The 19,327-nt window shown below is 57.0% G+C and carries 18 protein-coding genes; 5 read left to right on the forward strand and 13 right to left on the reverse strand.

Features of this window, described 5'->3' with window-relative positions; translation table 11 throughout:
* The first annotated feature begins 3 nt into the window (after window positions 1-3).
* Genes soil367_RS08985 through soil367_RS08995 form a run of 3 tightly spaced genes read left to right on the forward strand, consistent with a single transcriptional unit; the run spans window position 4 to window position 4,315 of the window.
* A complete protein-coding gene (locus tag soil367_RS08985; RefSeq protein WP_136548784.1) occupies window positions 4-1,398 on the forward strand; it encodes a cbb3-type cytochrome c oxidase subunit I in 1,395 nt (464 codons plus the stop codon).
* Entirely contained in the window at window positions 1,395-2,267 is an 873-nt protein-coding gene (locus tag soil367_RS08990; RefSeq protein ID WP_136548785.1) for a CbbQ/NirQ/NorQ/GpvN family protein, read from the forward strand. The genes soil367_RS08985 and soil367_RS08990 overlap by 4 nt, the downstream gene beginning before the upstream one ends.
* Window positions 2,268-2,278: 11 nt before the next feature.
* Window positions 2,279-4,315 (forward strand): nitric oxide reductase activation protein NorD, encoded by a 2,037-nt coding sequence (locus tag soil367_RS08995; protein ID WP_136548786.1) that lies wholly within the window; start codon window positions 2,279-2,281, stop codon window positions 4,313-4,315.
* Here soil367_RS08995 and soil367_RS09000 read toward each other — a convergent pair.
* From soil367_RS09000 to soil367_RS09010, 3 genes are all read right to left on the reverse strand, one after another.
* Window positions 4,302-4,829: a GNAT family N-acetyltransferase gene (locus soil367_RS09000; RefSeq protein WP_136548787.1), complete on the reverse strand. Its 528-nt coding sequence runs from the start codon at window positions 4,827-4,829 to the stop codon at window positions 4,302-4,304. The genes soil367_RS08995 and soil367_RS09000 overlap by 14 nt on opposite strands.
* Complete coding sequence (locus tag soil367_RS09005; protein WP_172962308.1) at window positions 4,822-5,430, reverse strand: tRNA-uridine aminocarboxypropyltransferase; 609 nt, start codon at window positions 5,428-5,430, stop codon at window positions 4,822-4,824. Before soil367_RS09005 ends, soil367_RS09000 begins: the two co-directional genes overlap by 8 nt.
* 143 nt (window positions 5,431-5,573) lie before the next feature.
* A complete protein-coding gene (locus soil367_RS09010; protein ID WP_136548789.1) occupies window positions 5,574-7,040 on the reverse strand; it encodes a sigma-54-dependent transcriptional regulator in 1,467 nt (488 codons plus the stop codon).
* A gap of 740 nt (window positions 7,041-7,780) precedes the next feature.
* Between soil367_RS09010 and soil367_RS09015 the strand changes: the two genes are divergently transcribed.
* Window positions 7,781-8,950: a hypothetical protein gene (locus soil367_RS09015; RefSeq protein ID WP_136548790.1), complete on the forward strand. Its 1,170-nt coding sequence runs from the start codon at window positions 7,781-7,783 to the stop codon at window positions 8,948-8,950.
* Between the two features lie 45 nt (window positions 8,951-8,995).
* Window positions 8,996-9,727, forward strand: a complete 732-nt coding sequence (locus soil367_RS09020) for a ferritin-like domain-containing protein (protein WP_136548791.1) — start codon at window positions 8,996-8,998, stop codon at window positions 9,725-9,727.
* 151 nt (window positions 9,728-9,878) lie between these two features.
* Here the strand turns inward: soil367_RS09020 and gorA are convergent, their stop codons facing one another.
* From gorA to gspE, 10 genes are all read right to left on the reverse strand, one after another.
* A complete protein-coding gene (gene gorA / locus soil367_RS09025; protein ID WP_136548792.1) occupies window positions 9,879-11,243 on the reverse strand; it encodes a glutathione-disulfide reductase in 1,365 nt (454 codons plus the stop codon).
* A gap of 132 nt (window positions 11,244-11,375) precedes the next feature.
* Window positions 11,376-11,897: a type II secretion system protein GspM gene (gene gspM / locus soil367_RS09030; RefSeq protein WP_136548793.1), complete on the reverse strand. Its 522-nt coding sequence runs from the start codon at window positions 11,895-11,897 to the stop codon at window positions 11,376-11,378.
* Window positions 11,898-13,208, reverse strand: a complete 1,311-nt coding sequence (gene gspL / locus soil367_RS09035; RefSeq protein WP_136548794.1) for a type II secretion system protein GspL — start codon at window positions 13,206-13,208, stop codon at window positions 11,898-11,900. It lies immediately after the preceding gene.
* Window positions 13,209-13,260: 52 nt separating this feature from the next.
* Window positions 13,261-14,250 carry a type II secretion system minor pseudopilin GspK gene (gene gspK / locus soil367_RS09040; RefSeq protein ID WP_136548795.1) on the reverse strand — a complete coding sequence of 330 codons (990 nt, stop codon included), beginning with the start codon at window positions 14,248-14,250 and terminating at the stop codon, window positions 13,261-13,263.
* Window positions 14,247-15,080 carry a type II secretion system minor pseudopilin GspJ gene (gene gspJ / locus soil367_RS09045; protein ID WP_136548796.1) on the reverse strand — a complete coding sequence of 278 codons (834 nt, stop codon included), beginning with the start codon at window positions 15,078-15,080 and terminating at the stop codon, window positions 14,247-14,249. The genes gspK and gspJ overlap by 4 nt, the downstream gene beginning before the upstream one ends.
* Window positions 15,080-15,457, reverse strand: coding sequence for a type II secretion system minor pseudopilin GspI (gene gspI / locus soil367_RS09050; protein ID WP_281283914.1), 378 nt, complete (start codon window positions 15,455-15,457; stop codon window positions 15,080-15,082). Before gspI ends, gspJ begins: the two co-directional genes overlap by 1 nt.
* Entirely contained in the window at window positions 15,454-15,999 is a 546-nt protein-coding gene (gspH, locus tag soil367_RS09055; RefSeq protein ID WP_136548798.1) for a type II secretion system minor pseudopilin GspH, read from the reverse strand. The genes gspI and gspH overlap by 4 nt, the downstream gene beginning before the upstream one ends.
* A 6-nt stretch (window positions 16,000-16,005) precedes the next feature.
* Window positions 16,006-16,440, reverse strand: coding sequence for a type II secretion system major pseudopilin GspG (gene gspG / locus soil367_RS09060; protein WP_136548799.1), 435 nt, complete (start codon window positions 16,438-16,440; stop codon window positions 16,006-16,008).
* A 1-nt stretch (window position 16,441) separates the two neighbouring features.
* A complete protein-coding gene (gene gspF / locus soil367_RS09065; protein WP_136548800.1) occupies window positions 16,442-17,653 on the reverse strand; it encodes a type II secretion system inner membrane protein GspF in 1,212 nt (403 codons plus the stop codon).
* A 137-nt stretch (window positions 17,654-17,790) separates the two neighbouring features.
* A complete protein-coding gene (gene gspE / locus soil367_RS09070) occupies window positions 17,791-19,296 on the reverse strand; it encodes a type II secretion system ATPase GspE (RefSeq protein WP_136548801.1) in 1,506 nt (501 codons plus the stop codon).
* Window positions 19,297-19,327 lie beyond the last annotated feature (31 nt).

Below are 19,327 nucleotides of genomic sequence, written 5' to 3' on the forward strand. Positions count from 1 at the left end.
GCCATGCGCTATCGCTCACAAATGGTCGCTTACTGGTACTTTGCCGTTGCCATGGTTCTGTTCGGCCTGCAGCTGGTTTTTGGTCTGCTCGCCGCCGTAAAGTATCTGGGCCCGGACCCGCTTCTCAACATCCTGCCCTTCGATGTGGTCAAGACCATCCATACAAACCTGCTGATTGTCTGGGTTTTATGCGGTTTCATGGGGGCGACCTATTATGTGGTGCCTGAGGAGTCGAGGGGGGAACTGCACAGCGTCAAGCTTGCCTATGTCAGCCTGATCATCTGGGTTGTGATGGGCGTGACTGCGGTCATCGGCTATCTGTTCCGCTGGACCGCCGGCAACAAACTTCTGGAACAGCCCCTGCCCCATAAAATTGCGATTGTGGTTGTTATGCTGTTGTTCCTCTACAACATCCTGATGACCATAAAAAAAGCCGGGCGCTGGACAACCACCGAAGGGGTCCTCCTGGGCGGGCTTGGCCTTGCGGCGGTGCTCTATTTACCGGCGCTCCTGCACTACGAGAACTATACCGTCGCCACTTTTTACCGCTGGTGGACTATTCACCTCTGGGTCGAAGGGGTCTGGGAAATGATCCAGGCGAGTTTGCTGGCTTTTCTCCTGGTTCGTCTGTCCGGGGTCGATCGGGAAGTCATGGATAAGTGGCTTTACGTGATCGTCGGGCTGGTCTTTTTCGCAGGCATCATTGGTACGGCGCACCATTACTACTGGATTGGCGTGCCCGGCTACTGGCTTCCCATAGGCGGCTTCTTCAGTGCGCTCGAGCCACTTGCGCTATTTGCCATGGCAACGTATGCCTACACGGCCATGCGTCGGACAGGCTTCGCGCATCCTAACTCACTCGCTGTCCACTGGGCGGTTGGCAGTGCCATTTACACCTTGTTTGGCGCAGGCCTGTTGGGCCTTGCACACACGTTTCCCTCTGTCAACAAGTGGACGCACGGCACCATGATCACCGCCATGCACGGCCATGCCGCGTTCTACGGGGCCTATGCGATGATTGTGCTGGCTGTCGTCACCTACACCTTGCCCTATCTCACCCGCAACCGCCCTGAGGATGTTCGGGGAATCGGTTACTGGGCTTTCTGGCTGCAGATGGCCGGGATGTTCGGCATGACGCTTTCATTCGCGACGGCCGGCATCGGTCAGGTTTACCTGGAGCGGATCATGGGGCTGGGGTATCTGGAAACACAGCACAAGATACAGATCCACTTTCTCATGCTTGTCGCGACGGCGTCGCTTTTCGTGGTTGGCGTTATGCTCTTCATTTGGGACTTTTTCCGCACACCGCCTCGCACGGTTGACGATATTCCCCTCAATGCAGGCGCCGCCACAAGCCCTGTTGATCGACGCAGTCAGGCCCAGGGATCGGCCCGATGAGCTCATTCGGGGTCAGAGAGACTGAAAAGCCTGCCGTGGCGTCCGTTGCCCCATCGTCCGAGTTTGAGGGCGGTGCGCGACAGCCGCCGCGCGATGCGCCCTTCTATTTGAGGTCTGGAAACGAGGCGGAAATTTTCGAGCAGTGCCATAAGAGAAATCTCGCAGTCGCGCTGAAAGGCCCGACCGGTTGCGGGAAAACCCGCTTTGTTGAGCATATGGCATGGCATCTCGGTCGGCCTCTGATCACCGTTTCCTGCCACGACGATCTCTCTGCAACCGACCTGCTCGGGCGGTATCTGATCCGCGGCAACGAAACTGTATGGCAGGACGGCCCGCTGGCCCGCGCTGTCAGAATGGGTGCGATCTGCTATCTGGACGAAGTGATGGAGGCCCGCCAGGATACCATCGTCGTGATTCACTCCCTGACCGACCACAGGCGCATTTTGCCCATCGACAAGACCGGAGAGCTTGTCCCGGCAGCGCCGGGTTTTCAGTTGGTCATATCCTTCAATCCAGGTTACCAGCATGCCTTCAAGGACCTGAAACCCAGCACAAGGCAGCGTTTTGTCGCCCTTGATTTCAGCTTTCCTCCCCCGGAACAGGAAGCAGAGATAGTCATGCACGAAAGCGGCGTGGACCGCGCAACAGGCATGGATCTGGTCAATCTTGGCAGCAGGATGCGCGATCTGACAGACCAGGGTCTGGCAGAGGTCCCCAGCACCCGCCTTCTCGTAGCAACCGGTCGCCTGATACAGGGGGGCATAGCGCCACGTCAGGCCTGCTATGTGGGTCTTATTTCGCCTTTGACCGATGACCCTGCGATTGCTGCGGCCATGCGGGATCTTGTTAATGTCGTGTTGGTGGATTAGACAGGCGCCCCATGGCTGAAGCTGAAGACGTCATCACCGATGCAGCTGAGCACGCCACGGCTTACATCGTTGACTACTGGCAGCGCAAAACGCACACGCCGGTTCCGTTTCACCATACCCTCAAAGCGCACAGGAAACGGCTGGAGTTCCTGCTGCAGTCACTATTCAACCAGAAGTACCCGGTCCGCATGGCTCAGGCCCCAGCCGCACCCACGTACTTGACGAGACTTTTCACGCGTCGGCCGAAACGCCTGTTTCAGACTCATGCCCTGCCGGGGCAGGACGGCACCCGAATCTTTCTGCCGGCTGAAGTCACCCCGATTGGGAGTCCGCCTCTTTCAGCGGATGCGCTGTATCGCATTTATGCCATTCAACAGGTTCAACGGGCACGGCGGCGGGAGGCGGCGCAGCATTACTCGACCCGTTCGGTGCGTCAGATCGAGAAGAATACCTGGGCCTACTTGTTCTTCCTCCTAAGCGAAGCGGCTAATGCGGATCGTGATCTGGTGCGGCTATATCCGGGGTTAGGTGCTGACTTGATCGCGATGCGTGATGCCACGCTGGCTGGCCGACCCGAACTCAAGCTGCTACAGCATGCAGAGCGAGACGCCGAGAAGCTCTATGGAGCGGTGCTCCGGAGTCCACCTAACGCGTTGCCAGAGCCAATCAGGCCATGCAGTAACGCGGGCGAGTCTCTGGACTGGGCACTAGAGCAGGCCGGAAAGAACCAACCGGGAAAAGAACGTTTTTGGGGTATTCTCCCTGATGCTTGGATCGGTGTCTGGCTGACACCAGAGGCGGTGATACAGACTGATTCACAGCAGCCCTGGACCAGCGATCCCGGCACACAGCGGCCGGATGAGCGGAAAATGGCCCGCCGTCCCCGGGTGCGCGAGCGCGAAGACGATGAAGAGGACCCCAATGCCGGTATCTGGATGGTACAGCCCGCCATTCCCATGGAGCACGTTGAAGACCCTATGGGCATGCAGCGTCCCGCAGACCGAGAACAGGAAGCCGACGCTGGCGGCATGTCGGAGTCGCTTTCGGAGCTGCAGGAAACGACAGTAGTGACTACGCCGGAGCCAGCCAAAGAAATCATGACCAGTGATGAAACGCCTGCGCGGGAATCGGTTTCTGGCGGTCGGTCTGACCTGGCAAACGGCATCAGCTATCCGGAATGGGACTACCAGGCCGACAACTACCGGGCACACGGCACAATCGTCCGCCTGCTCAATCCCGCTTTAGGCGATCCCGATTGGATCACTGCAGTAAACGCCAGAAATCGCCGCCAGCTTGCTGATGTGCGCCGTCGCTTCGAAGCGATGCGGACCCGGCGTCAGGCCCAGCGGCGGCAGATCGACGGGGACGACATCGATATTGAGGAGTATGTCTCCGCCTTCGCCGACCAACGGGCGGGGCTGCCTGTGTCGGAGCGGCTGTTCCAATGCGATCGGAACCTTCGGCGGGACTGTGCGGTACTGTTACTGATCGACATCAGCGGATCTACCGACGCCTGGGTTTCGGGCGGCCACCGCATTATCGACGTAGCGAAGGAAAGTCTGGTGCTGGTAACCAGCGCCCTTGAGGCACTGGGGGACCCCTATGCGATCCAGGCTTTCTCAGGTGAAGGGCCAGGCCAGGTCTGCGTAACCGAGATCAAAAGTTTCAATACACAGGCCACCCCGACGCTTTACCGTCGCATAGCGTCGCTGGAGCCTGACCGCTTTACACGTGTCGGGTCAGCTCTACGCCATGCTACTGCCACACTTATGGGGTCAAACGCACAAAACCGGCTTCTGATCGTGCTGTCCGATGGCAAGCCGAACGATGTTGATCAGTACGAGAGCCGCTATGGTGTCGAAGACACTCGAAAAGCCGTGGCTGAAGCCTCCATGCAAGGTATCCATCCCTTTTGCATTACAGTGGACAGGGAGGCTCCCGAGTACATGCCCTACATGTTCGGGCCGCGCCGCTACGCCATGCTTCCACAGGTAGATAAACTCCCCATGGTGCTGCTCGATCTGCTAGGCCGATTTATCCGAGGCTAGTGTCTTGGTGTCTTTGATGTCCTGGTGTCTTGGCGTCCTCAAGCCATACCCATGCATCCAGCTGCTGACTTCGGCGATAGCTCTCGAGCCGCGACGCCAGCGGCTCTGGCAGTGTCAACGCCGCGCCAAAGCCGAGACGGGAATAGAAAGATCCAAGGTTCGGTTGGCAAAAGAGCCATACTGGCCCACCCGCTTTCGCTATGCCGGCCGAGATAAGCGCCCGGGCGATTCCACGATTGCGATAATCCGTTGCGGTGAAAACACCCAGTAGCCATTGGCCGTCGAGCCAGTCACGACTGATCGGCTCGCCTGAGTCAGGATAAGAGCCGCCAAATGCTGTTTGCCACCCGCCACAAGAGCGAAACCGCAATGCCGCCACGATTTTACCGTCAAGCCGGGCGATCCAAACCTGTTCATCGCGCCGTGCGCGCATTTTGGAGCCCTCGCCGCGATAGAACTTGTTCGCGAGCGGAAGTTGAAACGGGCCAAGAGCCTCGATGAGCAGTTCATTCATAGCGGTGCTGTATATCAACGGGAATCTGGCTGAGCTGAGCCTGCACCAGGGCCTGTAGCCCTTCCTGGAGTGGAGCAGTGTCGCATGCTGGAGTTGTAAGCGTAATAAGGTGCTCGATAGCTTCCAGCGTGGAGAGACTCGACGTGTTCGGTCCTTTACGAATGCGGTAGCTAGAGGAAGGCGGACGGGTGAATTCATACCGGGGCAGCGCGGCTAACCAGGGTGTCATCAGGAGCATTTTACGGGCTTTACGCCAGGTTGCATCCAGCAAGATCCAGTCCCGGCTTAGACAGGGATGCGAAGACTCGAGCCCTTCACTTCCGCTGCCAGGGAACAGAAGCGCACCTCTAGCTGTATCGATCCTGGGTTGTAGTTCGTCAAAGTCTGCACCGCCCTCGCCTACCACTACCTGCAGATTGGGCAAACAGGCTTTCGCAACCCGCAGCGTCCCTTTGCTGTGCCCGAGTTCCAGGGGATGCTGGAGAACCCACAGGCGAGGCGCGCCCTCTACCATATGGCACTGTTTGCAAACACAGAGCTTGTGGTGAACGCCGCAGGCAGAACATTTACGCGGAGAAAGCGGGGAAATGCGATGTTCCAAGAGAAACCACTGGTTTAAAATGCAAAATGGCTGTCATCACGCTCAGCCTGACGCCTATGGCGCCGGGCCAGATATAGCTATATTAATTAGCGGTATACAGCGTTGTCTTGAGTCAGCGCTTGAAGTCTTCAGAGACGTTGCCTTTAGAGCTCGTAGTCTTTGAGGCGATTATAAAGGGTCTTGACGCTGACGCCGAGTATCTCAGCTGCTTTCTCTTTCTTGCCTTCACACTGCTCAAGCGTGGCCATAATAAGGTTCTTCTCAACCTCGGCAACGGATGAACCGACCCGCACGGTGAAGCTTGGCCCAACGATTTTCTCATCGTTTATGATTTCGCCAGGAAAGTGCGTCCCTTCGATTACGTCATCGGCCATAATGAATGCCCGATAGACAACGTTTTTCAGCTCCCGAAGGTTGCCCGGCCAGTGGTAGCGTTCGAGTGCTTCCATCGCAGCCTCGGAAAAACGTTTCGAGGCCCTTTCTTTGCGATTGAGTTCAGCCAGAAAGTAACTGGCGAGCAGGCCGATATCCTCTCCCCGATCCCGAACAGGTGGTAAATGGATGGGAAAAACCTGGAGACGATAGAGGAGATCTTCGCGCAGGAAGCCTTCTTTCACGGCGTCTTCCGGCGTTCTGTTTGTAGCGGCGACGATCCGGACGTCTGTCTCAAGTTCCCGGTCTGAGCCGACGCGCGCGAAGAAACGCGTCTCCAGCACGCGTAAGAGTTTAACCTGCAACTCGACGGGCATTTCCGTGATCTCGTCCAGGAAAAGCGTGCCGCCGTTTGCGCGCTCGAAAAATCCGCGGTGATCGCGAACGGCGCCGGTAAAGCTTCCCTTCTCATGCCCGAAAAGTTCGCTTTCAATCAACTGGGGCGAGATAGCGCCACAGTTAACGGGCAGAAAAGGTGCGCCCCGGCGACTGCTGAGTTCGTGAATAGTCTGAGCGACGACTTCTTTACCGGTTCCGCTTTCTCCGGTCAGCAACACTGAGGCACAAGTGGGTGCCACGCGCTCTATCTGGTCATAGACCCGCTGCATCACCCGCGAGCTGCCCATAAGTCTGCCAAAACGGTCTGGCTTGCGGACATCGTCCCGACAGTTTAAGGATTCCCGTTCGGCGCCGCTTGTCCCGCTGGCGTTATCGAGCACCCGCCTCAGGTCAGGCAGCTGAATAGGTTTCACGAGATAGCCCGTAATCGGCTGAGCATGCTGGTTGACCGCCTCGCGGGAGCTGTCACTGATAACCACAATCTGGGGGTGCTTGCCCTTCTGATGAGCCGAGAATACCTTCAATAAGTCACGGCCGTCGCTCTCCGGTAGTGTCAGATCCAGCAGAATGAGTTCCGGGCAACGCCGGGAAATGCATTTCTGAGCCTCGGCTAACGACGTCGCCGTATAGGTTATAAACCCTTCTTTTGCAACGAGCTGCGCCAGCAGACTCAGGCTATTTATATCGCTATCGACGATCAGCACCTGAGGGGCTTTGACCACGCGTGGGGTTTGCGCTTCATGATGGGGCAACTTCTCGCTGACTTTTACGCCGTTTCGCTCTGCCCTGCTGTCCCCAACCGACTGAGATGCACTATTTACCACGTGCAGATTACTCATGGGCAGCTTGCTCGGTAGGCGGCCTGCTGAAAGCCACAAAGAGGAAGATCATGTCCCCTGGCTAAGGTCCGGGCCAGCGGTACTGGTCCGTTGCTTCGAGCTACAGGGGCCTGGGCAACTACGAACATGAACGTCCTCCTTGACGCAGGGATAGCTTTCACTGAACGGCGAGACAACGCTTCGATCTCTCTGAAAAGAATGGCGTTTTAGAGGAATTTCCTCTCACTGCCGATTATTGTCAAGGCGGTAAAATTTACCGTAATGCATACGTCAGAATCGGTTGAGTGGCGTTTAATTGCAATATCGAGCCCTGCGGTCGCCTAACCGGTGAAAACAGTGACAATCGGGCCGTTTTCGGTCCAGATGAGTTACTTACCAAACTTTATCGCTGTCATCTTCCAGGAACCGTTGTAATGATCGCCGCACCCAGGAAAACGGTCCGATGCAATGAAATCATTGCATTGCCGACCGTAAAATTTACCGGGCAAAAGGTGTAAGCCGACGCCTGAACTTAACCTATGATTTGGCGATCCAGGGATCGGGCGTTGGCGGAAAGCCCAGGCGGCTTTTCGGTACGCTACATGCATAGCGTCTGCCCGAGGTACACGCCCACCAGACCTGGCAGCTGAACTCGCCGAGCCAACTCGGCTTCAAGCCGATCCGGGTTAAAGCTAAAGCAGAAACGGACGGCTGCGGATGGGTCTGGATCGACTAAAAAATGGCAAGTTTCAGGAGGAATAATGTCAGTTAACCTATTGGATTCGAAAGGAACTCCGCTCGACAAGCAGAAATTCACGTGGCGAGAGCTGGTCCAGGACCCTATCAGCAAGCTGGACGACGATGCCTTTACCCGGGTACGGGTGATACTGGCAAACGGGCTTGAACAGCAGGCCAACCGTTTCCAACACATGTGCTCACAGATGAACAAGGAACTGCGTCAGCCGCTGGCTCAGGTCCGCCGTCAGGAGCACCACCAACAGACAATGATCAACTGGCTGCTGTCCTCCGACCACTCACCCATCGAGACAACGATCGGCTATGAACAGGTGGCCATCGAAGTCACTGCAGCGGTAGCTCAGCGCGAACCGGATCCTTACCTTGCACAGGTATACAGGTTCGGTCTGCTGGAAGATTTTGACCACATGTACCGGTACTCCGCCCTGCTTGACCGGGTCGAAGGCAAGGATGCCAACAACATCCTGCAGAGCTATACGGATATCGTGCCAGGCCGGGCAACAATGGATGAACACCGTCATCCCCATGACGACCTGCGCGACCACTACGACAGGAAAACAGCGGCACCGATTTCCAAGATGCATGCTCTGACCATCATGTCCGGTGAGTATCAGACGCGGGACTACTACATGAATATCGGTCCGACTTTCTCTGACCCCGTAGCGCGCCAGCTCTACGCAGAAATCGCATCAATCGAAGAGCAGCACGTAACCCAGTATGGCTCGATTATCGACCCCAACGAAACGATGCTGGAAAAATGGCTGCTTTATGAAGCAAACGAGGCTTATAACTACTACAGCTTCGTCCAGAGCGAGACCAACCCCCGCATTAAAGCCATATGGGAGCGGTTCCTCGACTACGAGCTGGGCCATCTTGATCTGGTAAAAAACCTGTTCAAAAAGTACGAGAACCGCGATCCCGCCGAGATTCTACCGGAGCGACTGCCGGATCCAATTCCCTTCGAGAGCCAGCGCGATTTCGTGCGCAAGACCCTGGAAGAGGAAATTAATCTCAGAGCCAATGGTCCGAACTTTGTCGATAAGGCCGATGAGAACCATGCTTCTCTGGATTACCGCCAGCATATGAATTCCGAAGGTTCGCCTACTGAAGCGGTTGCGGCTGGCTACAAGTGGGAACCGGGTACCGAGCTCGCGCGAAAGCCCTCAAGCGTCTAAGCCCCACGTTCCGATCACGAGGAAGACACCGCAAGGAGCATATTTATGGAAAACACGGATCATTTGGGCATGAACAAGACGGGCGTAGACATGGCGCCACGTCTAACCAAAGCCATGCTTAAAGGCAATGACCTGTTCAGCGTCGGGCCGGTAAGTGCTGCTGACATGGCCGCTATCCGGAATAGCTATATAAGCCTTAACACACCTGTGGGTTCTGTGCCGGTACCCGGAACGTTCAAAGGCGTGCTCACTTCGGGCAAGGAAAAGCTGACAGGCCACAGCCCGGAGATTCTGATCAACAAACTTGGGGAACGTCTCGCGTTCGAACGAACGGGAGTAAGGCTCTATGACGCGCTCATCATGAAGTGTGAGGCTGATCAGAGCAGCCCGGGCGGGAAGATCATTTCTGTTTCATTGCTGAAGCAGTTCCGCGATGAAGAAGCAGAGCACTTTCTGATGGTCAAGGAGGTCATGGACTCTATCGGTGCAGACCCCACGGCCCAGACCCCGGATGCGGATGCCGCTGCTCTCTCGTCACTCGGCATTACCAAGGTTCTGACCGAACCTCGTACCTCTCTCAGTCAGTGCCTCGAGGCCATACTGACCGCTGAAATGACCGATAATGGCGCCTGGGAGCTTCTGGTTGAGCTTTGCGAAGAGATGGGGCTGACGGATACAGCGTCGGAGTTCAGACGCGCCGTCGCACAGGAAGAGATTCACCTGAAGCAGATCAAGGCATGGCTGAGAGAACTGACGCTGGGTGAAGCGGGGGTTTAGGCGCAACGCTGCTCCAGTAGGCAAAACCACGGCAGCGCCTGCGATTGCAGGCGCTGTCCTTTAAAGCTGCTGCCTACTGCTTTACGACCTTACGATTGATTGCTCATCTACCCTATCCATCAGCCCTATCCATCAGCCCTAGCCATCTGCCCTACTGGACGGCCTCTCGCATCGTAACGAACTCTTCTGCGGAAGTCGGGTGTATACCAACCGTACTGTCGAAGATTGCTTTTGTGGCCCCGGCCTTCAGTGCAACCGCGATGCCCTGGATGATTTCACCGGCATCGGGACCGACCATGTGGGCACCGACCACCCTGTCACTGTCGTCGTCGACAATCAGCTTCATCATGGTTCGCTCATCCCTGCCCGACAGTGTGTGCTTCATAGGGCGAAACTGGGTGCGATAGATACGCAGTTCACCATACGCCTCCCTCGCCTCGTCCTCAGTCATACCGACAGTGCCGATGTTAGGGTGGCAAAACACCGCAGTAGGAATATATTCGTAATCCATTACGCCGCTACCGCTGTCAAAGAGGTTGCGCGCCAACACCATGGCCTGGTTTATTGCTACAGGGGTTAGCTGCGGAGTGCCAATGACGTCCCCCAGCGCATAAATGGTCGGGACACTTGTCTGGAACGCGTTGTCGACCTGAATCGCGCCGTTCTCTGCCGTGGCGACGCCGACTGCTTCAAGCCCGAGACCTTCGGTCAAGGGGCGACGTCCGGTCGCAGCCATAATCAGGCCGGTTTCGAGTGTCTCGCCATCGCTCAGTTGAACCACGTACCCGCCGGCATCTGTCGCGTCTACGGCTTCAACCGTTGTATTGAACAGGAGGTTAATGCCTTTCTTGGTCAGTTCCTGGGCCACAGTTGTTCGGACATCTTCGTCAAAACCGCGCAAAAAAAGTTCGCCCCGGTAAACCAGTGTCGTGTCGACTCCCAAGCCTGACAGAATACTCGCGAACTCCACAGCAATGTAGCCACCACCCCAGACCACAGCCTTGGCTGGAAGAGTGTCTAGATAGAACATTTCGTTTGAGGAGACAATATGCTCTTTACCCGCGATGTCCGGAATATACGGCCAGCTACCGGTCGCAATAACGATGCGTTGGGTCTGGTAGACTGTATCGCCCACGGTTACTTCATTAGCCCCACTGATTGCCGCGCTGCCTTCAATCAGTGTGACGCCAGCGCTTTCAAGTAGGCGGCCGTATATCCCGTTGAGCCGATTGATTTCCTTGTCCTTGTTTTGGCGCAAGGTTTTCCAGCTGAACTGCCGATCTGAACTTTGCACGGTCCAGCCGTAACCTGCGGCGTCCTCAAGCGCCTCATGAATACTGGCGCCGTAAACGAGCAATTTCTTGGGCACACAGCCAACGTTAACGCACGTCCCGCCAAGGTAACGCGATTCCACAACAGCAACACGGGCCCCATAGCTCGCGGACATGCGGGCCAGGCGCACGCCCCCCGAGCCCGCACCTATGACGATCAGATCGTATTCCCTGGACTGGGTCATGGCCTCTCCTCGGCAATATAGACAATGAAACAGGGACGCGTCCGCCGGAATCCGGCCGAACACTAAGGGAGTATGCATGCAGAGGCAATGGTAGCGGCTCGCGGCGCGGGTCGCTACCCAGGGAGAGAATAGCTAGGAGGACAACGTAATCCGAACATTAACCCGGCCGGGCTCGCCAGCGCGGTCGATAGCTGCCTGATCGACAACGATACCGTATTGCTCGGCCAGTGTTTCGAGCCATCTCGCAACGTCGTCAAAGGCGCTATTGTCCAGCCATATGCGCATTTTGTCCTCGCCACTGGGCTCGAAGCGCTGGAGTGAAAGACCGGCTTCCTGCGCACTGACCGTGACTGTACTCATCAATGAGCGGCTGTCGTCTACTCGCTGTGCAGGAGAATTCTGGCCGCTGCTGACCAACTGCCTGGCCTGCTCAAGGTTAACCTCCAGCCATGCTGCGGCCTCAGCCGCGGCTTTGGCTCTCGCTTCGGCATCTTCGCTGTACTGATGAGCAGGACGCCAGATCAGAAAGATCACCACCACGATCGCCAGAGCCACGGCCAGCAACTGAACCGCGCGTTGGTCCCTGCGCGGGAGGTGATCGTACGCCGAGCTTAATTTCTGCAAAGCGGGAGAGCGCATTAGAGATTTCAACATTTAACCCCCCGATACCGTCAGGCGACCACGTGAGCCAGACTTTTCATTGACCACAGAGCCGATCTGCGCTTGCAGGCCGACCTGCTCAAGGCCACTTTTGAGGCTGTCCAGACGACCAAATTCGTCAGCCCGCACGTCAATACGCAGTTGGCCCTGCTGGCGGGAGTAATTGATCGAGTCGAACTGGGTCTGATTTCGCCCAGGCATGACCGAGTACTGATATCCGGCATGCTGCATCAGCGTCAGGAACTCCAGATTACTCCCGCCACTGTCATTGGCTGCGAGCCTTGATCTTAGCCTGCGTTCGAGATTAGCGGCTGTGAGCCCCGGTTCGTCAGGGAAAACCGAGCGGTAGGCATCCAGTGCCTGCGCTTCGAGCTGCTCCGCCTGTGACTCGTAATAGAATCCCTGCCCCAGCTCTATGCCAACCTGCAGTACAAACCACACTGCGGCAACCGCCGCTACTGCACGCCACTGTTTCCAGACAGAGGCGCGGCCACTATCGGGCTCGAATTTGCCCTGGCACAGATTAACGGCATCTTCGATGCCACCATGGTGCGCATGGGCGAGCAGCGCCGCGGTACTGATAGTCAGCACTTCCCGGCTCACTGTCACACCGGGCTCCTGCTCCATCGCTGCCAGAGCCACGCGTTGCGCTTCGAGCGCGTCCTCCTTGCCATAGACCCTGATGGTGCGCTCAATAAGTACAGCTTCGTCGGACTGAAGTGCCTGATGCAGAAGTGCGTCGACAAAAAGCGCAAGCCCTTCAGCAGGAATACGGAACCAGCCCCCCTGTGCAACGCGAATGAGCGCTTCATCTGCCTGAACGACAATGGCCAACTGGGCGTCGCCGAGGGGAACCAGATCTGCATCGGGATAGACGCCGGCGAGTACCGTTCCCTTCCAGGAATCCAGTCGCGCCGTCCAGACATCCATCTCCCTATTATCGATAGCCCCTACATCCCAGTTATCGCCCCGGCGCTGCCCGAGGGCAAGATGCAGTGTTTCAATCTCCTGGGCTAGCTGCTCTTCGACCGCGAAGGGCAAGGCCTGCCTGATATAGCGCAGCTGTTTGGCCGGAATATGAGCCTGGCAATAGCTGACCAGATGGGCGGGCAAGAGCCCAATGAGACGGACCTGACTGACATCGTTCTGGGCAAGTACCTGCTCGATATCGGCTTGTGGCTGCTGCTCCCCCTGGGCGGCCGCGACACCGCCAGAGTCCAGGAGGACCCAGTCGTAATGCCAGCTCTCACCGCCCTCACCGGAGGGCAACAGGGCGACGGGATGAACATAAAGTCGGTAGGACATAGCGCGTAATCCTGGTGCTGCCGAGACTGTTTTGCGGCCCGAACCGCCAGCGTTACTCTTCGGCGGTTACTCTTTCTTTAGTTATAATAGTATCTTCGCCAGCGTCCCGCGAAATGACAGACAGCTTGCCATCATCGCCTCGGTAAAGCGAGGAGACGAGCTTGTAAGTGCGGTCTGCGACACTAACCTGAGTCGCGACGTCAAAAAAGGACGTTCTGACGCTTAAGCCGTCTTGCGTCAGGCCCAACGCTGCAAGCTCATCCCTTGCGAGGAAATCTGTAACGTTTGCGAAGGGCTCGGCTTCCCTGGCTTCTATCAGCGACTCCGCCTTTGCTTCGGTAATCTCCGGGTGGAAGCTGCGTAACACCGCAAGCGGTGCCATATTGATGTTCAACCCCTCTGCACCGGGCGGCAATGCGGTAACATTCGGTGCCAGAGCAGCGTAGTCTTCCACAGTCATCGGCCCAAGTAGCCGCAGCTCGCTCACATCCACAAAGTAACGGTTGGCAGCCCGATACGGTGGGTCGAGACTCAGATAGGTCCCATCCTCAGCCCCATACGCACCACTCGGTTCTTCGTTGGCGTCGATCCAGTCTATAACCTGCTCTACCTTCAGCGAAGTAACCTCCAACACTTCCAGTAAGCGCACAAATCGTTCCTTCGCCAGTATGTTGACCTGACCTTCCGGATTGACGATACCATTGAGATTCAGCAGGCCCTGGCGATCATTGACCTGAACCTCAACCACGCCTGAGGCAACTGGCAGCGTGGCTGCGTACTGCGCCCAGAACTCAGTCGGGTGATCGACAAAAGCGTTTTCGTTTCTGTCTTCTTCCCAGTCGCGGTAGAGAGTCTGCTTTGCAAAAACTTCAGCCCCGAGCGCAAGGCTACGCGCCTGTTGCTGGCCAAGGTGATGTGATGCACGCTCGATCATAAGGCTCTGGCGGCTCATCATCCCGCCGGCCAGTGCGGTGGCCAGTGCTGCTGCCAGCAACACCATGATAAGGGCAACCCCTCGCTGGCGACGCGGCAACCGGCTCATGGATTACCTCCGCTACCGGTGGTATCAGCTTCAGGATTAACGTTCGAGTTTCCTGTCGGTTCCGAGGTGTCAGATGGCGTTTCGCCAGACGATTCCTCGGGCGGAGTTCCGTCCGGGACCTGCCCCGGCACAACCGTCGCGAAGGCTTCATAGTCGAAGTCGCCAAGGTCGATAAGCCGCGTTATACGCCCGAAACGCTGGTGATTAATCTCGAACTCGACTGCGAGCGGCAACGGAATCTCATCAGCGTTGTCCGGCCCCATATTTTGCATCTGGGTGTCGGAGGGCCAACCGTCGGACCACTCCCGCTTGTGGTTCAGAAAGCGCCAACTGAGTTCTGTCACACCGTCAAGCAACTCCTGCTCACGCGGCAGCGTATCCTGCGCCCGGTCAAGAACATCCCAGTAGTATCGGACCAGCCTGTCGTCGATCACCTCATAGGCGACCCGCTGCAGATCACTGCGCGCTGCACGAAGTGGGTTCCGCCAGCCGGTACGGGTGAATTCTATGGCGAGTGGTTCGGCGCGGCTGGTCAGTGAAGGCATCGGTTCGCCGTAGGCGTCCCGTACGGGACGCAAAACAGCCTGGGCCAGGTCCCGCTCCATGACGACGACAGCGCGCTGCATCCGGGTGAATTCTTCCGACACCCGATCGATGCCGTTCTTGGCGTCGATCACGCTTGAGAGCAGCTGAGAGACACCAACACCGATCAATGCCGTGAGGGTCACGGCAATGAGCACTTCGAGGAGCGTGAAGCCGCCTTGGGTGCGCGCTGTGGGTACTGCTGGCGCCGGGGACGACCAACGCTTACCAACCGAAGCTAATGCCATCAGTGTTGCCCCAGGTAGCCTTCCAGCACCGTCTGTTGACGGCGCTCTCCATCTACCGCACCGATAAGGTCAACGGTCACTTCCACACGGCGCATCAAGGGCTCTTCGGTCGCGCTGATTTCCGTCAGCGTAAACCAGTCCTGGTCAGCATACCGAATCTCCTGATTTTCTTTGCCGATAGCGGGCATTTCTTCAGCCAAGCGCAGTTCGGTCATACGATTTTCAGCGATCCAGCCGGCGATGGTCTTGTTCTCGACGCGCTCATAGTGGCTGAAGTAAAGCGTAGCCGCATGCTGCACTGTTGCTGCAATCAGCCCGAAGACCAAAAGAGCCATCAGTACTTCAATAAGGGTAAAACCAGCTGACCGATCCTTCACTCCAGACGTACCTCGCTCTCTTCATCGGGCTCAAGCAGGCGCATGGGATTAAGACCGTCCGTTTCTATGCGATAGGAGTGATCTGGATCTTCGACCACACCCAGTCTCAGCCGGAAAGGTGTCATCTCGCCACTGGAAAAAAAGACAAGGTCCGGTTGAGCCTCCTCCTCGTCCTCTTCCTTTGTTGGCATACGGGGCGGATCAGTTTCTGTTTCCACTTCTACCGTTAAGCCCTCGTCCCAGGTTCGGGCTGAGAAAGGTTTCTGCAACTGTGCTAGCCAGGTTTGATCCTCTGGTTGATAGCGCAGGAAGCTTATCCGGTTATCCTCGACCTTCACGCCAATCTCAGCGTTATCCAGCAAGGCGCGTTCACTTGCAACCTGGAGGACAATGAACAGATCGCGGGTCTGCCGTTCCAGCTCGCGACGCTGGGATGAATCCCCCAAGCTGAAAACGGCTACCGCCGCCAAGACGCCCAGGATGACGATGACGACCAGTATTTCGATTAAGGTAAAGCCTCGTTGCCGCGTCAAAAGGGGCAAAGCGGGTTACTCGATTTCCCAGATGTTCAGGTCCGCAGCGTCACCTTCGCCACCTTCTCGACCGTCCGCACCATAGGAAATCAGGTCATAGGCGCGGGTCATACCTGGGCTGGAGTAATCATAAGGGTTATCCCATGGATCTCGCGGGACCGAGGGCATGTACCCATCCGGGTTCCAGTTGCGAGGTTCCGGCGTACCTGTTGGCTTCTCAACCAGTGCATTGAGCCCCTGCTCGGTGCTGGGATAGCGATTGTTATCAAGCTTATACAGATCCAGTGCGTTACTGACCTGCTTCATCTGGGTCTTGGCAACCGTTACCCGGGCCTGGTCACTCCGGCCCATGAGGTTCGGGGCTACAACCGCCACCAGCAACCCCAGAATTACCATTACCACCATTATTTCAATAAGCGTAAAACCGCCGTTACGAAAAGTCTGTTTCATTCTAACCTACCAGATTGCTCATATTTAGAATCGGCAACATTATCGCCAATACGATTATCAATACAACCAGCCCCATCACCAACAACATCATCGGCTCAAACAGGCCAACCATGGTCGCCATCTTGCTCTGCAGGTCGTTTTCCTGGCTTCGGGCCGTCCGCTCCAGCATCTGGTCCAGCTCGCCGCTAGCCTCGCCGCTTGCGATCATGTGGAGCATCATCGGCGGGAAGTATCCGGTCTGCTCCAGTGAGCGTTTGAGTGACGATCCCTCACTGACGCGTTGAGTAGCTTCCTTGAGCTGTGCCTTCAGGTGCTCATTGGAAAGCACTTCACCAGCGATACGCATTGCGTCCACCAGCGGAACGCCACTTGTGCTCAAGATGCTGAGCGTACTTGCAAACCTTGCGGTGTTAAGACCGCGGGACATCTTGGAGATTCCCGGCACATGTAAAAGCCAGTGGTGAAACCGCAACTGCATGGCCGGTTTCGTCAGGGCATAGCGAAATCCAAACGCAGCCAGCACGATAACGACAGCGAGATAAGGCCCAAATGTCATCAGGAAGCCGCTGACCGCCAAGAGTCCTTCGGTAAGCGCTGGCAGTTTCTGGCCGCTGCGGACAAAGACATCAATGATGTCTGGCACCACGTAAGTCAGCAGAAACACAACGATCGATAGGGCTACGACTGTCAGGATAATGGGGTAAATCGCAGCCAGCTGAATCTTTTGCCGTGCTTCCTGACGCTGCTCGGTGTAGTCGGCAAGCCGGTTAAGAACCAGATCAAGGTGCCCGGCATGCTCTCCCGCTGCCACTGTCGACCGGTACAGCTTAGGAAACGCCGATGAGAACTCACCCAGGCTGTCGGCGAGGGTATAGCCTTCCAGAACCCTCGCGCGGACTGACAGCATCATGCTTTTCAGCGCTGGTTTTTCGGATTGACTCGCAACTGCTGAGAGAGCCTGCTCAATCGGAATGCCGGACTGGATCAGTGTCGCCAGCTGCCGGGTCAGCAGCGCGAGGTCCCGGGCGTTGAGGCTACCTTTGCGCTGGAATAGCCGGGGCTGGTGCTGCTTGTCCGCAGCTGTACTGACCTCCAATGGAGCCCAGCCTTTGTCTCTCAGCTGTTGCCGGACCGCGCGGGCGCTATCTGCTTCGATGACGCCTTGACGTTGCTTACCGCGGGCGTCGAGCGCCTTGAAGTCAAATGCTGCCATGGCTAGTCCCGTGGATCGTCCGGCTGTGAACAGCCCCGCTACGGATCGTCCCGCTACGAACAGCCGTGTTGAGGATTACCCTGTTAAGGACAACCCAGCTAAAAATACCCCTGTTCAGATAAAGCCCCAGCAACTGCCTAGTCACGATGAGTTACCCGCAGTACTTCCTCGACTGTCGTGGTGCCCTCCAGTATCTTCGCCACGCCGTCGCCGTGAATGCTCGGGCCACGTGTCCGCGCTGCTTTTTCCAGATCCATTTCACCTGCCTGCTTGTGAATCAGCGTTCGCAAGTTTTCGTCCACGGAAATAACTTCATAGATACCCATCCGCCCCCGGTAACCGAGGTTGTTACAGTGTTCGCAACCGGTTGGTCGGTAAATCGTAGGCGGGTTTTCCGGGTCCTGCTGCATGAAACGACAGTGTTCGGCCGTGGCAGTGTATGGCTCCTTGCAACTCTCACACAGCACCCTGACCAGGCGCTGCGCGGCGATCCCGACAAGACTGGACGAGATCAGAAAAGGCTCGATACCCATATCGATCAGGCGCGTGATCGCCCCCACAGCTGTGTTGGTGTGCAGAGTCGAAAGCACCAGGTGCCCCGTCAAACTTGCTTGCACCGCAATCTCAGCGGTCTCAAGGTCGCGGATCTCGCCGATCATGACAACATCGGGGTCCTGGCGGAGAATCGCGCGCAAGCCCCGTGCAAACGTCATTTCAACTTTAGGATTAACCTGGGTCTGACCGATGCCCGGCAAGTTGTACTCGATAGGATCTTCAACGGTCAGGATGTTACGGGTTCGGTCGTTAATTTCGGTCAGCGCACCATAGAGCGTTGTCGTTTTACCGGACCCCGTCGGACCCGTAACCAAAATGATCCCGTAGGGCCGGTGAATCAACTCCTTGAGCAGGTGCAGATCACGCTTGGCCATGCCAAGTGAGTCGAGTTCCAGACGTCCCGCCTGCTTGTCGAGCAGACGAAGGACAATCCGCTCTCCGTTCGACGACGGCATGGTAGATACCCGGATATCGACTTCACGCCCGCCGACCCGCAGGGAAATTCGCCCATCCTGCGGCACCCGCTTTTCAGCAATGTCCAGGCGGGCCATAACCTTGATTCGCGAGACCAGCAGTGGTGCAAGTGCACGCTTGGGCTGCACCACTTCGCGCAACACACCATCAACCCGGAACCGCACCACAAGCCGCTTCTCGTAGGTCTCTATGTGAATGTCAGAGGCACCGCTCTTGACAGCTTCAGTCAGGATAGCGTTGATCAGGCGGATAATGGGGGCATCATCCTCCTGCTCCATCAGGTCTTCGGTCTCCGGAACTGAATCGGCAAGGCTGGCAAGATCCATCTCGTCACCGATGCCTTCCACCATCTGCATGGCTTCAGCCGAATTATTCTGGTAGGCCTGAGACAGCGCCTCGTCAAAGTCACCGGCTTCAATAGGTGTGAGCGCCGCCCGACCCGATACCAGGCGATTTGCCTCAGCAATGGCTATCGGCGCCGCTCCCGGCCGGGTCAGAATGATGGGCTGCCCGTCTTCCCGGGCCGTAAGGATAACACCGTGACGTTTCGCGAAAACAAACGGCAAGCGAGTCACACCGGTCTCAACTGGTTGTACTGCGGATTCCGCGTCCACTGCCACCTCTTATTATGCTGTTCGGTACCCT

The organism is Hydrocarboniclastica marina, from assembly GCF_004851605.1.
Taxonomy (GTDB): domain Bacteria; phylum Pseudomonadota; class Gammaproteobacteria; order Pseudomonadales; family Oleiphilaceae; genus Hydrocarboniclastica; species Hydrocarboniclastica marina.

Excerpts from the sequence above, each read along its gene's own strand:
- soil367_RS08985 (WP_136548784.1), top strand. The coding sequence starts at position 4 with ATGCGCTATCGCTCACAAATGGTCGCTTACTGGTACTTTGCCGTTGCC.
- soil367_RS08990 (WP_136548785.1), top strand. The coding sequence starts at position 1,395 with ATGAGCTCATTCGGGGTCAGAGAGACTGAAAAGCCTGCCGTGGCGTCC.
- soil367_RS08995 (WP_136548786.1), top strand. The coding sequence starts at position 2,279 with ATGGCTGAAGCTGAAGACGTCATCACCGATGCAGCTGAGCACGCCACG.
- soil367_RS09000 (WP_136548787.1), bottom strand. The coding sequence starts at position 4,829 with ATGAATGAACTGCTCATCGAGGCTCTTGGCCCGTTTCAACTTCCGCTC.
- soil367_RS09010 (WP_136548789.1), bottom strand. The coding sequence starts at position 7,040 with ATGAGTAATCTGCACGTGGTAAATAGTGCATCTCAGTCGGTTGGGGAC.
- soil367_RS09015 (WP_136548790.1), top strand. The coding sequence starts at position 7,781 with ATGTCAGTTAACCTATTGGATTCGAAAGGAACTCCGCTCGACAAGCAG.
- soil367_RS09020 (WP_136548791.1), top strand. The coding sequence starts at position 8,996 with ATGGAAAACACGGATCATTTGGGCATGAACAAGACGGGCGTAGACATG.
- gorA (WP_136548792.1), bottom strand. The coding sequence starts at position 11,243 with ATGACCCAGTCCAGGGAATACGATCTGATCGTCATAGGTGCGGGCTCG.
- gspM (WP_136548793.1), bottom strand. The coding sequence starts at position 11,897 with ATGTTGAAATCTCTAATGCGCTCTCCCGCTTTGCAGAAATTAAGCTCG.
- gspL (WP_136548794.1), bottom strand. The coding sequence starts at position 13,208 with ATGTCCTACCGACTTTATGTTCATCCCGTCGCCCTGTTGCCCTCCGGT.
- gspK (WP_136548795.1), bottom strand. The coding sequence starts at position 14,250 with ATGAGCCGGTTGCCGCGTCGCCAGCGAGGGGTTGCCCTTATCATGGTG.
- gspJ (WP_136548796.1), bottom strand. The coding sequence starts at position 15,080 with ATGGCATTAGCTTCGGTTGGTAAGCGTTGGTCGTCCCCGGCGCCAGCA.
- gspG (WP_136548799.1), bottom strand. The coding sequence starts at position 16,440 with ATGAAACAGACTTTTCGTAACGGCGGTTTTACGCTTATTGAAATAATG.
- gspF (WP_136548800.1), bottom strand. The coding sequence starts at position 17,653 with ATGGCAGCATTTGACTTCAAGGCGCTCGACGCCCGCGGTAAGCAACGT.